Source organism: Sphaerisporangium sp. TRM90804 (assembly GCF_029846175.1).
GTDB lineage: Bacteria > Actinomycetota > Actinomycetes > Streptosporangiales > Streptosporangiaceae > Sphaerisporangium.
In genome coordinates this window covers 16637-30543 of sequence record NZ_JARWAC010000025.1, presented here as the reverse complement: position 1 = coordinate 30543, position 13907 = coordinate 16637, and the positions used below count along the sequence as shown (strand labels likewise).

19 protein-coding genes are annotated in these 13907 nt (G+C 68.4%); 6 read left to right on the top strand and 13 right to left on the bottom strand.

The features are described from left to right. The first annotated feature begins 32 nt into the window (after positions 1 to 32). The 5 genes from PYR91_RS28085 to PYR91_RS28065 all read left to right on the top strand — a co-directional run bounded on the left by PYR91_RS28085 (position 33) and on the right by PYR91_RS28065 (position 3021). Positions 33 to 299 (top strand): hypothetical protein, encoded by a 267-nt coding sequence (locus tag PYR91_RS28085; protein ID WP_279784525.1) that lies wholly within the window; start codon positions 33 to 35, stop codon positions 297 to 299. A gap of 346 nt (positions 300 to 645) precedes the next feature. Further along, positions 646 to 1866, top strand: a complete 1221-nt coding sequence (locus PYR91_RS28080; protein WP_279784523.1) for a helix-turn-helix transcriptional regulator — start codon at positions 646 to 648, stop codon at positions 1864 to 1866. A 158-nt stretch (positions 1867 to 2024) separates the two neighbouring features. Continuing rightward, positions 2025 to 2309 (top strand): hypothetical protein, encoded by a 285-nt coding sequence (locus PYR91_RS28075; protein ID WP_279784521.1) that lies wholly within the window; start codon positions 2025 to 2027, stop codon positions 2307 to 2309. Next, positions 2306 to 2695: a hypothetical protein gene (locus PYR91_RS28070; RefSeq protein WP_279784520.1), complete on the top strand. Its 390-nt coding sequence runs from the start codon at positions 2306 to 2308 to the stop codon at positions 2693 to 2695. Before PYR91_RS28075 ends, PYR91_RS28070 begins: the two co-directional genes overlap by 4 nt. Continuing rightward, entirely contained in the window at positions 2692 to 3021 is a 330-nt protein-coding gene (locus PYR91_RS28065; RefSeq protein ID WP_279784518.1) for a hypothetical protein, read from the top strand. The genes PYR91_RS28070 and PYR91_RS28065 overlap by 4 nt, the downstream gene beginning before the upstream one ends. Positions 3022 to 3340: 319 nt before the next feature. Here PYR91_RS28065 and PYR91_RS28060 read toward each other — a convergent pair whose 3' ends face one another. The 8 genes from PYR91_RS28060 to PYR91_RS28025 all read right to left on the bottom strand — a co-directional run bounded on the left by PYR91_RS28060 (position 3341) and on the right by PYR91_RS28025 (position 8554). Continuing rightward, positions 3341 to 5332, bottom strand: a complete 1992-nt coding sequence (locus PYR91_RS28060) for a hypothetical protein (RefSeq protein WP_279784516.1) — start codon at positions 5330 to 5332, stop codon at positions 3341 to 3343. 2 nt (positions 5333 to 5334) lie between these two features. Continuing rightward, positions 5335 to 5691: a hypothetical protein gene (locus PYR91_RS28055; RefSeq protein WP_279784514.1), complete on the bottom strand. Its 357-nt coding sequence runs from the start codon at positions 5689 to 5691 to the stop codon at positions 5335 to 5337. Then, entirely contained in the window at positions 5688 to 5927 is a 240-nt protein-coding gene (locus PYR91_RS28050) for a hypothetical protein (protein ID WP_279784512.1), read from the bottom strand. Before PYR91_RS28050 ends, PYR91_RS28055 begins: the two co-directional genes overlap by 4 nt. Then, complete coding sequence (locus PYR91_RS28045; RefSeq protein WP_279784510.1) at positions 5924 to 6157, bottom strand: hypothetical protein; 234 nt, start codon at positions 6155 to 6157, stop codon at positions 5924 to 5926. The genes PYR91_RS28050 and PYR91_RS28045 overlap by 4 nt, the downstream gene beginning before the upstream one ends. Positions 6158 to 6232: 75 nt before the next feature. Then, positions 6233 to 7000 (bottom strand): hypothetical protein, encoded by a 768-nt coding sequence (locus tag PYR91_RS28040; protein ID WP_279784508.1) that lies wholly within the window; start codon positions 6998 to 7000, stop codon positions 6233 to 6235. 62 nt (positions 7001 to 7062) lie between these two features. Then, positions 7063 to 7338: a hypothetical protein gene (locus PYR91_RS28035; protein ID WP_279784506.1), complete on the bottom strand. Its 276-nt coding sequence runs from the start codon at positions 7336 to 7338 to the stop codon at positions 7063 to 7065. Then, positions 7335 to 7805, bottom strand: coding sequence for a hypothetical protein (locus PYR91_RS28030; RefSeq protein ID WP_279784504.1), 471 nt, complete (start codon positions 7803 to 7805; stop codon positions 7335 to 7337). The genes PYR91_RS28035 and PYR91_RS28030 overlap by 4 nt, the downstream gene beginning before the upstream one ends. Before the next feature lie 77 nt (positions 7806 to 7882). Beyond that, positions 7883 to 8554, bottom strand: coding sequence for a hypothetical protein (locus PYR91_RS28025; RefSeq protein WP_279784502.1), 672 nt, complete (start codon positions 8552 to 8554; stop codon positions 7883 to 7885). Positions 8555 to 8707: 153 nt separating this feature from the next. On the opposite strand from PYR91_RS28025, the gene PYR91_RS28020 reads away from it, so the two are divergent. Further along, the gene (locus PYR91_RS28020; RefSeq protein WP_279784500.1) at positions 8708 to 8950 is read left to right on the top strand and encodes a hypothetical protein; all 243 of its coding nucleotides are present in this window, start codon (positions 8708 to 8710) and stop codon (positions 8948 to 8950) included. Between the two features lie 310 nt (positions 8951 to 9260). Here PYR91_RS28020 and PYR91_RS28015 read toward each other — a convergent pair whose 3' ends face one another. The 5 genes from PYR91_RS28015 to PYR91_RS27995 are packed head-to-tail and all read right to left on the bottom strand — an operon-like array spanning position 9261 to position 13828. Continuing rightward, positions 9261 to 10397, bottom strand: coding sequence for a tyrosine-type recombinase/integrase (locus tag PYR91_RS28015; protein WP_279784498.1), 1137 nt, complete (start codon positions 10395 to 10397; stop codon positions 9261 to 9263). Further along, entirely contained in the window at positions 10394 to 10582 is a 189-nt protein-coding gene (locus PYR91_RS28010) for a helix-turn-helix domain-containing protein (protein ID WP_279784496.1), read from the bottom strand. Before PYR91_RS28010 ends, PYR91_RS28015 begins: the two co-directional genes overlap by 4 nt. Next, the gene (locus tag PYR91_RS28005) at positions 10579 to 12261 is read right to left on the bottom strand and encodes a replication initiator (RefSeq protein WP_347943553.1); all 1683 of its coding nucleotides are present in this window, start codon (positions 12259 to 12261) and stop codon (positions 10579 to 10581) included. Before PYR91_RS28005 ends, PYR91_RS28010 begins: the two co-directional genes overlap by 4 nt. After that, complete coding sequence (locus tag PYR91_RS28000) at positions 12258 to 12407, bottom strand: hypothetical protein (protein ID WP_279784494.1); 150 nt, start codon at positions 12405 to 12407, stop codon at positions 12258 to 12260. The genes PYR91_RS28005 and PYR91_RS28000 overlap by 4 nt, the downstream gene beginning before the upstream one ends. After that, complete coding sequence (locus PYR91_RS27995; RefSeq protein WP_279784492.1) at positions 12404 to 13828, bottom strand: FtsK/SpoIIIE domain-containing protein; 1425 nt, start codon at positions 13826 to 13828, stop codon at positions 12404 to 12406. Before PYR91_RS27995 ends, PYR91_RS28000 begins: the two co-directional genes overlap by 4 nt. Positions 13829 to 13907: the final 79 nt, after the last annotated feature.

Sequence of the window (13907 nt, the reverse complement as noted above, 5' to 3'; positions counted from 1 at the left end):
TTTCTATGCCTGCATCACCCGAGGAGTCCCTCATGAACGAAGCCCCCATCACCCCGAGCACCCCGACCAAGCCGCCGGTCGAATGGAAGGTGAAGGCCGCCTCGCTCGGCACCTTCCTCGCGTCGGTCGCCGGCCTCGCTGTCCTCCAAGCCGTGGACGCCGATCACTCGCTGATCGAGTTCCTCCCGGACCCGCTGGAGGCAATCAGCTTCGCCCTCATCCCGACCGGAATCGCGTGGCTCGCCGGGTTCAAGGCCCGCCACACCGCCCGCCCGGACCTGCCGCTCGATCAGCGGTAAGACCTGGACATTCCCGCACGTCACTGAGGGGGGAACGAATCGTTCCCCCCTCGCGCGCCGGGGACGGACCTCAGAGACCCTGAACATGTGACTGGTCACATGTTCAGCCCCTCGCACGCCGGGGCCGGACGATTGGCTTACCGAAAAGCGCAAGTCTGCGGAATTCGGTAGCCCGCGCGCCGGGGCCGGACCCTCGGCCACCTGGACGGCATGCCCCGCTCATCCTCTTCGGAGGGTGGGCGGGGCTTCTTCGTCGCGCCTGGAGTCCCTGCCGGGTTGGTCCTGGCAAGAGAAAAGCCCTGGGGCCTACGCTGAAGTTGTCGAGGCTTCAGGAAGGTCAGGGCTTATGAGCGAGGTTAACACGGTCCCTTTCGGCGATGACATGATCGGTCGCCGCATCGCCCACGCAAGGAAGCTGCGCAAGCTGACACAGCGCGAGCTTGCCGAGCTGGTTCCCTGCTCTAAGAGCTTGATCGCTCAGGTTGAGGGGGGACACAAGCCAGCCACCCCCTCTCTGATCGGGGCCGTGGCGCGTGCGCTCCGCGTGCAGGTGACCGAACTTACCGGGCAGCCGTACCGGGGACGCACCGCCGACACCGATCGCATCCACGCCACCATCCCCGAGATCCGTGAAGCCCTCGTCTACTGGGACATCACCCCAGAACTCGACGTGCCGCCGCGCTCGGTCTCTGACCTGCGTGCCGCCGTCGACCGCGCCACAGCCCTCCGGCAAGCGGCACGGTACGTCGAGCTGGGAACGATGCTCCCTGCGGTGATCAAAGAGCTGACCGTCCACGCCCACACCATCGGAGCCAGCCGAGAGGCCGAGGTGTATTCCCTGCTGGCCTCGGCTTACAGCGCTGCGGACTCCATGGCCTACAAGCTGGGATACCTGGACTTGTTTCACATCGCGGTGGAACGGATGGCGTGGGCCGCGGGGCGCTCCGATGACCCGCTCTTGCCGCCGGTCGCTGATGTCCGCCGCAGCATGGCGTTCGTCGCGTCGGGCGCTTACGGTGGAGGGTTGACCTTGCTCAGCCGAACCCGCGAAAGCCTCGAAGCGGACCTGTCCGACGACCAGGCGGTGCTCAGTGTGTACGGCACCCTCCATCTCCGTGCCGCGATCTTGGCAGCGCGGGACAGTCGCACGGGAGACGCGTGGGAGCACATGGCTCAAGCCGGGGATGTCGCTGCCCGCGTCCGCCACGACACCCCCGACTACGGTCTGCTGTTCGGCCCGAGCAACACCGCGATCCACGAGGTTGCGGTCGCCATCGAACTGGGGGACGCCGACGAGGCCATCCGTCGCGGCGCGGGGCTGGAGCTTCCGCCGTCGCTGTCGGCCGAGCGGACCTCGCACCATTTCATCGATCTGTCCCGGGCGTGGCTGTGGCAGCGCAAGCCGGAGAAAGCTCTCGACTGCGTCCTGCGGGCTGAGCAGATTGCCGCCCAGCGGACGCGGTATCACCCCATGGCGCGGGAGACCATTGCCCGGCTCCTGGACACTCAGCGCCGCGTTCCGACGCGCCTGCGGGGCGTCGCGCGACGCATGGGGATCGCAGCCTGAGGGCGCCGAGAGTTTCACAATCGCGTGAAACTTAGACGCTAGGCCCCGGCGTACCGTCGCGACATGAGCAACCCGTTACCAGGTGCGACGTTGTGTAGCTGGTGGGTGCTCCGCAACGCGGCCTGCCGCTTGGCGACCGGTCAGAGCGGAGCCGAGGCATGAGCCGGCCCATCGGGCGGCACCGCGACGGCGGGCTGCCGCCCCGGTTCCGTTCCCGCCGTTGGGACGCCGAGAAGAAGGCCGACGCCGCGCAGCTCGACCAGATGGAACCGTCCTGGGTGATCCTCTACGGCGAGGGCACCCGGCAGTTCATCGCGTTCGCCAAGTGGACGGCGGAGCCGGTGCGGATAGCCGCGGCCTCCGTCGACGAACTGCGGAGTCTGATGCGCGAGGCTGAGCTGACCGCGATGTTCCGAGGCGCACCCACACGGAACACGGCATGACCAGCCAGGGCGAGCAGACCGATCCCTACGGCATGTCGCCCGCGGCCCGGCCGTCGGTGGGCGGCTACTTTCCGCCGTCCGGGCCGTTGCCGCTGCCGGCGCAGCAGCCGGTCGTCCCCTTCCTGGCCGGCCTGGTGGCCCAGCAGATTCACGCCATCGAGCAGACCTACCCGGCGTGGTTCATCGTCCGCCTGGTCGACGAGCACGGCATCCCGGCCGGGTGGACCGCCACCCGGCACGCCGACCTGACCGCCGCCCAGCGCGCGACGGGCCTGGTGCCGTTCCTGGCGAGCGACGACGCCGAGGGCCTGATCGCGGCGCTGGCCGTGCAAGACGAAATCGCCCACCAAGCCCGGTACTCGCCAGGTCCGAAGGATGCGGCGTGAGACGACACGAGACGGCGATCAGCGCCACCGAGGGACATGTGGACCACGCCCCGCACGTCCACCAGAGGGCGAGCAGGCGCGCCGCTCAGCGGCTCACCTGGGGCAAGCAGGCGAACCGCATGGAGCGCCCCCGGGTGCTGCGCTGGACGTGCGAGTGCCGGCAGACCGTGTACTACCTGATGACCGGCGGCGGGCGGGCCTGGATCCGCCGCACCGTGCGCAACGGTTCCCAGGACGCCGCGCCTCAGGTCACCGAAACCGAGCTGATGCTCTACCCCGACGCCGAGAGGCTGTGGGAACGCATCCTGCTCGGGCACGCGCGGTAAGCCACCCGTCTGGCCTGTCCACCCGCAGCGTGGGTCAGGCGGGTTCGGGCGTGGCGGCGCTGTCCTTTGTCCCCCTCGCCAGGGTGATAAGCGCCGCCACGCCTTCCACGCCTGCGCGTGGCAGAGGGTCACCGTGCCCCCCGCGCGCACGGCTGCGCGTGGGATGCGCGCGATCCGCTCTTTGTGATCTTGTTCGGGGTGTCGCGGCACCGTCGCGAGGGTGTCGCGACGGGGTGTCGCAAGGTGTCGCGACAGGTGTCGCGAGCCCCTGACCTGTAACCCCTCCTCCCGCGACACCCCCCAGCCCCCACGCGACACCTCACACCCCAGCGGGGTCCCCGGCCAGCAGATCGGCGCGCAAGATCCGGTAGCACCGGGCGATGTCGTCCCGCTCGATGACCCCGTCCTCGGCCAGCAGGGTCAACTGGTCGTTCAGCCAGCCCCGCGAGCTGTACCCGGTGCGCTCCTTCACCTCCTTCAGGTCCCGGGTGGCGAACTCCTCCCGCCCGGCGCGCACCCACGCGGCGAGCTGCTCCAGCAGCACCCCACGGGCCTGCTCGGGCGGCATCTTCGGCGCGGGCCGCGGCGGGAACTTCGCTTTGTTGAGCGGCTCGATCGGGTCGTCGGCGTTGGCCTCGATGTCGGGCGAGGGGTCCTCGGTCTTGACGTGCTCGGCCATCGGGTCGTCCTCGTCGTCCTCCTCTCGATCCTCGTCGCCGACGGCGTCGGGGCCGTAGTTCGCGCAGATGATCGCAGTGAACTCGTCGACCTCCTTGGCCGCCGCAGGCCAAGACTCGGCGTGCCGACGCATCCGCGCGTTAGCCTCCTGGTCGCTCTCGCCCCAGTCCCAGGTGCGGTTCGGCATCGCGATCCGCTCCTCGGGAATGGAGGGCGCGTCCAGGTAGGACATGCCGGCCCGTTTGTTGGCCCACAGCTCGGGCCGGGCGGCGCCGGTCTCCTGCTGGGCTTCCGACAGGCCGAACTTGGCGTCCTTGGCGCTTTCCAGGCCGAAGCACCACTTTGCGCCCTGGCCGCGCGCCAAGGTCGGCATCTGGCTGTAGTCGCTGCGTTGCAGGCTCATGGCGATGGTGCCGCCGGCCGAGCGCAGCTCCTTCACCAGCTCCAAGAACTTGTCCTGCTCCTTGGACGGCAGCGCGTCAAAGATCTTCGGAAACTCCTCCAACCAGACGATCCAGTAAGCCAGGCCGCACCCGGGCACCCACTTCTGGAAGCCGCGTTCGGCCAGCCACTGGGTGCGCTTGGGCGCCTGCTCGTGCAGGCGGCGCAGCATGGCGCGCACTTGCTTGATGTCGGTCTCGAAGCGGTGCAACATCGGGCGCAGCGGGCCGAGGGTCTGGTCCTGCTTGGCGGTGTCCGCCGCGAAGATCGCCACGTCATACCGGGTACCGGCCTCGGCCAGGAAGTTCCACGCCCCACCGATCGACTTGCCCGAGCCGGTCATGCCGTTGATGACGACGTGCGCGCCCAGGATCGTCCACTCGACCGGGTCCAGGTCTTGCCACAACCCGAGACGGATCGCCTCGCCGATCGACCCGTTCGGCCGCGACGGGCCCGGCCACGGGATCCGGTTGCGCAGCACGCGGGGGTCGGAGACGCTGACGTTTGCCTGACTGGCGTCGTCGGGGTCGAGCGTCGCGATGATGGAGCCCGGGGGCAGGGGGACGCCGGACTCGATGTACTTGACCTTCTTCTGCAAGTCCTCGGCGACCTGCTGGCCCTGCTCCAGTTGGACCTTGCCCTCGACCTTGTGCTGCCCGATCTTGGTCGTGCGGGCCTGCACGCCCGGCATGCCGGCGGCTTCGGCGCCGTGGCCGAACAACCACCCGAGCTTGTCCTGGACGGCGCCAGGGGTGTCGAGCCCGGTGTGCCGAATCGCCGAGCGGATGTTCCAGGTAAGGACCAGCGTCACGCCGCCGATCAGCGACAGGCGTCCGAAGATCGGATGCAGCACTCCTTGGAAGGTGGCGCCGCACACCCACAGCCCGGCCAGGAACGTGGTCAGCGTCGTGTGCGTGCGCCCCCACGGCCCACGCGCATGCGACTGCCCGTAGGCGACGGCCGCGAGCACGGCCGAGCAGAAGGCCATGAACCACGACGTCCACGCCACGGTCTCGGGGTCGTCGGAGTCGAGGATGAAGTGGAACGCTGACCCCAACCCAAGGATGAGTACGCCGACGATCCACGGGGAGGCGTACACGGCGACCTTGGACACCCCGCGGGCCATGATCCGGTCCATCGAGGTGTCCTGCATCTCGGTGATGGTGGTCTGGCCACCTTTGCGGTTGGCCATGATCACCAGTCCCACTTGCGTTGCCGCTTGGGCACCGGCTTGACCAGCTCGGCGAACTCCCGGCAGTACTCCAGGTTCAGCTTCACCGACTCCACGGCCAGGCCGGCGGCCATCTCGGCCATCCGATCCAGCCGCTTGCACACCCGCCGGGCCCGCCACTTCACGTCCAGGCCGAACGCCAGCGGGTGACCCTCGCCCATCTCGCACAGCACCGCGTACAGCTCATCAGAGCTGCCCTCGTACTCCATGCACAGCGCCCACGCGAGGTCACGCGAGACGCTGGCGTAGGTGGCGATCGATTCAGAGCCGTCGAACTCGATGACCTCCAGCGCGGGCACCTTGGCGTCCTTGCCGCTCACTGGTCTTCCTCCCATGTCTTGCGTACGGCGACCGACACCAGGCGGTAGCACCGCGCGAGGCGTGGCACGCCGAGCCGCGCGGCGATGACCGCGTCGACCGCGCCGAGCACCAGCGCCGCCACGTGACCGACGTAGGTGAGCACGACGACCACAGCCGCCAGCACGGCAAGCAGAAACGCCCGCACCGGCCGGGGACCCGGCCGGGGGGCATCGGTGATGACGTGGACGCGGGTCATCGGCGGCTCTCGACGGCCACGCGCACCCGGGGCATGGCCAGCCCCATCGACAGGCCGAACACCACCCCGCCGCCGTACATCGCCCACCCGCTGTCGATCAGCAGGCTGAGCCCGAGGTACACCAGCCACGACAGCAGCACGCCGCCGAGTACGGCCGGACCGCCGGTCGACCGCCGGCGCACCTTCACCGCCGCGGCGCGGTTGCTTCGGCGTCTCGTCTGATGGGACATTGAAGATCTCCTCTCGTTGGGAGACCGCCCCCGGGTACGGCCGGTCAAGCTTCGACCCGGGGGCGGGTACAGGGGTTACTGACTGGCCAGCGTCGACAGGTACGCCCTGACCTGCTGCGCCCTGTCCTGGCCGATGCCCAGCTCGGTCTTGAGTTGCCGGACGCCGGGAAGCGACCCGGTCACTACGTGCGGCAGGAACCGGCTGGCGGCCTTGCGCCGCAACTCCTCGGGTACGTCGCCGGGTACGTACTCGGGCTCGTCGGGTACGTCACCGGCGGGCGGCTCGATCTCCGGCACCTCGACCGGTTCGGAGGCCACCACGACGGGCGGCTGGTCGAACAGTTCGATCTCGGCGGCCCAGTCGTACACCTCGCGCGACACCGGCACCGCGGCGGCCGGCGGGGTGTACCCGGAGGGTTCAGGTATGGGGTCCGGGTGTACCTCCGGTTCAGTTGTGGCCGTCTCGACCACAACCGCCGGAGACGCGTGGGCGTCGCGGGCCAGCATGTGGCCCAGCACCGCGCCCACGCCGAGCACCAGCACCGGCAGGCACGACACGGCGGTCACGATCAGCGGCGGCGCCGTCGTCAGCCCCTTGGTCACCAGCAGGTGGTAGGCGACCTGGCCGAGCATGCCCAGCCCGAGCGCCCCCATCGAGGACCACTTGGCGAACGCCCGGGTGCCGTCCCCGACCCGGCGGCTGTGCGACAGCCACGTGCCGAGCGCGTACGCGGCGTAGGTCTCCACGCCGATCGGCAACGTCACTGCGGTGTTGAGCTCCCAGTCGGCGATGCCGGGCAACGGCTTGACCATGCCGAACCCGCACAGTTCACCCAGACTCACCCACCCCGACCAGGTAGCGACGAACGCCGGCAGAGCCAGCAGGAGAAGAGGCCAGCGGTGCGTCATGAGGCACCCCCCGCCCGCAGGCTCCTGCACCGCGGGTACTGCGCGCCGACCGGGCACCTGGCCCAGGTGGTCGACGACACCTTGATCGGGGTGCGGACCCCGCTCCTCGCGATGGTGATCTCGTAGCGCCACCAGCAGGAGGTGCAGGAGCGCCGCCCCACAACCGCGCCGGATTCGACGTTCCGGTAAGACGTCGTGCTCTGCTCGCACGCGGTGAGCGGCAGGAGCAGACCCAGCAGAACCAGCAGGGCCGGGAGCCATCGGCGCGTCATCGGCCGGCCTCCTCGTCGTGGTGGGTCGACGCCCCGGCCTCGACATCCAGCGCCGAGGGGCGCGGCGGGTCGGAAGACACGATCATCGGCCCGTCCAACGGGTCGACGCTCGGCTCTCGCTCACCGACGAGCACCGACACCTCGGTCATGGTCGTAATGAAGTCGCTGGCCTCACCGAGCGGCAGACCCGCGAGCGCGTGACCCAGCACGAAAGCGAAGTGCAGGGAGAAGTCGACCTTCTCGTGCACCGGCGTGTTCAGCGGGCCGGCGGTGTCCACGAACATGCGGACGAGAGTCGGGCCGTCTCCGAACTGGACGAGCGACAGGCCGATCATCGCGGTGTCGAGAGTGCCGAAGGTCCCCAGATCGCGCCAGTGCGCCTGCTCGGGCGCGGGGGCGATGTGAACTTTCCGGCACCACTCGATGGGGCATGACGCCGGGGACGTGTTGTCCCTAGGGTGATCCATCAGATCCATCTCCTGTGTTGGCAGGGTTGGGTTCAGACCCCGGGCCGGTGTTGACGCACCGGCCCGGGGTCGCTGAGCTAGTCCGCCCAGCGGGCGTAAGCGAGAAGCTGGAAGGCCAACTGCTCGGCCTCCACGGGGGTCATGCCGTTGTGGGACTCGCGCTCGAAGTGCACGCGGGCACCCTCCTGCGGGTTGTAGGTCAGGCCGATGCGCCCGGCGTCGATCGAAAGTTCGGGAGCGTGACACACGCCGTCGTCATGGGCGCCGTGCGGGTCGCGACACCACTCCTGGTGTCCGGACCGCTTCTGGTGTCCGGCGGCCCCCCCGGGCGCCGGAAGACCAACAGTGGGGTTACGCCCCTCGGCGACCAGGACAAGCAGGCTGCCCGCGAACGTGACCGCCTCGTCCAGCGTGAGCTTGGCGTTGTACTCGTCCCGTTCGTCGAGCAGTTCCACGACGGGCTCGATCTCGCGGAGGTGCTGAAGCAGCGACCCCGTCAGGGTCGGGGCGCGGTAGCGGTAGAACGGCTCCGTCCCGTGAGGGCCGAACTTGGCGGGATCCGCCAGGGTGAGGGCCACGCCCGTGTTGAGACCGGCGTGGCTGCGGTCGTCGAGCGGGTCGGAGTCGTAGTGCGGGGTGACGCACCACCGGGGGCACGGCGAGGTCTGCCAGTAGGGCTGGTCGGCGGAGTTGAAGCTGAACGCTTCGTCGATGGCGGCGTCGGCGTTGACGCCCGTACGCTGGGTCATGGTGCAGGACTCACTTCCTGTGCAAGGCCCTGGCGTCGCGCTGGAATCGCTTCGCCGGGGCCGTCAATCGTTTCAGGGAATCGCTTCTCTGTTGCGATTACCTTAGCTAACCGCCTATGGGAATCGCAAGAGGTTTGCGATACCGTGTTGGGCATGGCGAAGAAAGATCCACTCGACGCTCTAGACGAGAGCACCGCTCGGTACCGCGAGACCGAGGCAGCGCACGAGGAGTCCCGCCAGGCGGTCGCCAAAGACGTGGTCGCCGCACTGAAAGCAGGCAAGCGCCCGACCGATGTCGTGGCGCACTCGCCCTTCACGGACGCGTACGTCCGGAAGATCGCCCGGGACAACGACATCGCGCCGGCACCCCGCGGCGGCGGCAAGAAGCCGAAGTAACGGGGGCCCATGGGAGACCGATGGGGGACCGGAAGGAACATGCGGTCCCGGTTCAGCCCGACGAAAGCGGCACTCTCCGGCCCGATGAAAGTGCGCCTACCTGCTGACACTCCGAACTGTGACATTATCCGTCACCGTCCGGCACGTTTCCCAATGCTCTTTTAATCCGTAGGTTCAGGGTTCGAGTCCCTGGCGGCCCACCAGCGAAAACAGGCGTGTTGGGCCTTGCTTCGGCCCGCACTACAGCCATCCTCTACAGCCAACAGGGCCGGACCCCGTCTTGGGAGCCCGGCCCTTGCGCTTCTGGCGCTCATCCGAAAAGCTTCTTGGCGACCGCATCGACGGCCTCCCGCTCGATCCCGGGCAGGACGTGAGCGTAGGTGTTCATCGTCAGCCCGATCTGACTGTGTCCGAGCGTCTTCATCACCGTTCGGGGAGAGGCCCCGCAGGCGATCAGGAACGAGGCGCAGGCGTGTCGAAGGTCGTGCAGCCGCAGCCAGTCGAGGCCAGCCTTGGCCCTGGTCTTCCGCCACCTGGTGCTCAGGTTCCCCGGTTCGATCGGCGTGCCGATGGTGGAGGCGAACACAAGCCCGCTGCTCTTCCACCTCTCCCCCGCGGCGAGTTGTTCGGCGGCCTGCTCTCGCTTGTGCTTCCGCAGAGCGGCCAGGGTCGGCTCAGGGACAGGTACGGCGCGACGTGACCGGCTGGTCTTGGGGTCAACGAGCTGAAGTGACCCGTCCGCCCGCTGAAGGCTCTGGCGCACCGCTAGAAGCCCCTTGCCGAAATCGATGTCCTCCCATCGAAGCCCGAGGAGTTCCCCGCGCCGCAGGCCGAGAGTCAGAGCGCAGATCCAGAAAGCTTCGAGCCGGTCGCCCTTGATCGTGTTGATAAGGCTCTTGGCCTCTTCGATCGTCAGCACTCTGGCTTCGTCACGCTTGACGGACGGAGGCTTGACGAGCTTCGCCACGTTGCGGTGTATCAATTCCTCGCGTTCCGCATCGGCCAGAGCATTGCGGATCAACCCGTGAACCTGCTTGACCGTCGCTGCCGAAAGACCGGACTCTGCTTTCGCCTCGATCAGCCGTCGGACATCTGTGGGGGTGAGTTTGTCGAGCTGCTTTCGCCCAAGGGCCGGCTTCACGTGATCGTGAATGAGCTGCCGATACCCGCGAAGTGTGAGGGGACGAGTGCCCTGCCGCTTCTTCATCTCGATCCACTCATCTAGCCACTCGGCGAACTTCCGAGGCCGAGCGGCCAGGTTCTGCCCCTTACGCTGGGCATCCTTCAGTTCGGCGAGCTTGCCGAGAACTTCTTTCTCGGTCTTCCCGTAGACCGTCTTGCGAATCCTCTTACCGTTCACCCAGCCCAGATCTACGGCGCCGGACCAGAGCCCATCCTTGCGCTTGAACACCGAGCCTTCGCCCTGTGACCGCCGACGCCCGCTCACGCCGCCTCCTGCTCGATTGCCGAAAGAAACGCGTACAGCGCCCTGGCGGGAATGCGCCGGCACCGGCCGATCTTGACCGAGTGCAGCTCGCCTGATGCCATCAGTTCATAGACCTTCGTCTTGCCGAGCCCGAGCATTTCGCTCGCATCGGCCGGAGTGAAAAGAAGCCGGTCTCCTGTAGTCATGCCGCCCTCCTCAATCTGATCGCTGGTGATTCCTCGTTGGGGCGCCCATCTGCTCTGGCTTGGGCTTGTCTGAGTGCGGTGCGCCAGCGTTGGCGATTGGCGATCTCTTTGAGGAGTCGCTCGGCCAGGGGTGGCACGTCGCGGTCCGACGGGGCGGCGACGCGCCACAGGTAGCGGTGCGGGTCGACGGGTGGCGTCTCGTCTTCGGTTGCCGAAACGCCGAGCTGTTCCAGCACCCAGGCCCGCCGGTCCTGCTTGTGTTCGGTGAGGGTCTTGCCGGACCACTTGCGCGAGACCAGGACGCGGCGGCCGGCGTAACCGAGGTGTTCGGGCTTGTGTGCCTTGCCCCGGCACCCACCCGGACGCATCCCCGACTTGGCGCCCTTGGGTTGCACGCCGTAGCGCAACCAGTTGGGGCAGGTGGGTGCGCACGGTTCGTAGCGGAGCACGTTCATCAGCCGTTCCACATGCGCCCGGACGGCAGTGCTATTGATCTCGTGGCATTGGGACAAGGACTTGGTGAGGTACTTGGACAGGTAGTGCAGGCCCTTGTCCGCGTCGGGCGATCCGGCGAGTACGCCTTTGACGTCGACCTGTTGGCCCAGGCGCACCACGTGCAGGGGTTCGGCCTCCTGGTCGGTGTCGAGTTGGTCGAGCGCCTGTTCCCAGGTCGGCAGCACTTCGCCCGTTGCGGGGTCGAGGTAGTCGCCGGCCTGCCCGTCGATGCGATCGGCGGTGTGCTCGTCGGTGACCCAGACCGGAAGGTGCTCGCCCTCGAAGCGGACTTGGTCACACGGTGGCCACCAGACTTGGTGATACGTCGCCGCGGCGACGGCCTTGACCTCGGCCCGTGGCATGGTGCCGCGGACGGCCATGTGCAGGTGTGGTGCCAGGCGGCGTTGGGGTTCGACGGTGGCGAAGTACTGAACGTCATACCCGGCGACGCGGCGAAGGTTCTGCACGAACCGGTCCACCAGCTTGGGGAAGTGGATCGCATCCCTGGCGGCCCGGACGTAGTCATACGTCGAGGGGTCGACCGGGGTGCCGTCCGAGCGGACCTTGCCGTAGCTGTCGCAGGTCAGGGTGATGAACAGCGAGGGCCGGTACACGGCGCCGTCTGGCGCGGTGAAGGTGCGTCCGACCGTGCGGTTCTCCCGTTGCCGCTTGGGCAGGTCCGGGGCGTCCTGCCGGCGACGCGTCGAGCGCGACCGCTTGGGCTTGCCCGAGCCGGGCAGCACACTCCCCCGGACACCGGAGGTGGCCAACTCATCCTCCAGGGTCGTGACCACCTCATCCCACACGGCCACGTCCCCGCCGGTCTCCTCGGCCAGCTCTCGCAGCACGTGAGCGTCGGCACGTTCCTCGATGAGCCAGAGTTGGCGTTCGGTCGGTTCCGCCGGCTCGGTGACCGGTTCGGCCTCCAGGTGCCAGCCCTCCCGGCATTGCGCCTTGCGGAGCTGCACGGCCCGCTTGGCGCACGGTTCGCACCTGGTCTCCAAGGTGGCGCCGCACGGGATGTTCACGAACTCGACCCGGCCCGTCATGACCTCGGTCCGCCGGAGCGGCACCGGACGGATGCACACGCCGTGCTGCTTGGCCACCTCCTCGATGACGTCCAGGGCCACCGGCATGGACTGGCGGACAGCGCGCGGGATGGCGCGTTCACCGGGGTTGGTCACGCGGCCTCACCACAGTCGACCAGGCAGCCAGCCCGCTCACCGCACTGGCGGCACTCCACCAGCCCCCGGACGGCATCCAGCCACAGCACGTTGAGGCCCCCGCAGCAGGCGCAGCGCAGGCCGTCCAGGATGTGCGCCAGCGTCATCGCCTCTCACCGGCCTTGGCGAAGTCCGCGACCATCGCGCGGATATCGGCATCGGAGACGAACGCCGCGCGGACGCGGACCGGTTCGGGGCAGGCTTCGAGGCGGACGTATCCGACGCCGGCGCCCAGGGCGGGGGTGGAGGAGATGTGATCGGCCAGGGCGCCCCGGTCGCGTGCCCCGTCGCCGAGGACGAGATCCACCTGCGAGGGCTCATCGAGCCGTAGAGCGATCTTGTCGGGGAACAGGTTGCGGATGGACAGGATCTCTTTGCGGGGGTCTTGGAGTGCCGCCATCACCCCGACACCGACCGCGCGGCCTTGCGTGGTGAGAGTGGCCAGAGCGGCACTGATGCGTTCCTTGAGTTTGCGGTCGGTCTGGTAGGCGGTGAGGAACGCCACCTCATCCACGATGACCAGCACGAACGGGTCCTCGACGGTGGGCACGTGGTTGCGTTGCACGCCGGCGAACCGTGCGGCCCGCTCCTGCATGACCTTCACCGCGGCTTCGAGAAGGTCGGCGCAGGCGGCGGGGTCTGCGGCGTAGTGGTCGCCGAACAAGGCGCGTCCGTAGGACAGCTCCATGAGCTTGGGGTCCAGCGCCCAGATCTGGGCCAGCCCGGCGAGCACGGCCGGCAGCAGGCCGCGAATGGCCGACCACAGCCACGAGCCTTTTCCGGCCCCGGTCGCCCCGGCGACCAGGACGTGTGTGCCGTGCAGCTTGAGCCGGTAGAGGGTCCCGTCCTCGTGATGCCCGATCGGTACCGCAGAGGCCTGCACGTCGCCGGGGATCGGCAGCGCGGGTATCGGGGTGGCCAGCAGGTCACGGCGCGGCAGAACCAGCGTGATCCGGCCGGGCTTGTCGACCTTGACCCGACACTCGGGAGCGGCGAACCCGTGGGCGAGGTTGCCGGCCCTGTCCTGCCATTCCTCGGCCGCCTGACCGGAGAGCATCTTCAGGCGCACTACGTCGGCGGTGGGGGTGCAGGTGACCTTGAGCAGCCGGGGTAGGTACTCCCGGCCGCCCACGTGCTTGGCCAGCCCGGAGACGACCATGACGGGTTGCCAGTGCCGGCGGTAGTTGCTCATCCACCGCCACCAGGCGTACAACCGCAGCCCCACCCACGGCTTGAACGAGACCGGATGAGCCAGCCACCACCCGGCCAACCCCGTGGTGACCGAGACGACGGCGATCAGGGCGAGATGCCAACCATACAGCCAGCACAGTGCCGCCGGGATGGCGACGGCTGGGCAGGCGACAGGGTGCCGCCACAGCGTACGGGCCAGGGCTACGACGGCCCTCAGCAGCATCGCGGCGAGGGTGAAGATGGCCGGGGTGTTGACGACGACGGGGCGAAAGACGAGGGAGCTGGGGGCGGTGGAGACGATGTCGCGGGTGTAGTCGCCGGGGAGTTTGCGCAGCATAAACTGAACACCTCTTCAGGTGAGTTGAGTCGCAGGGAGAGAACCGGGGGGCCGCCGGAAGTTGCCGCTTCCAGCGGCC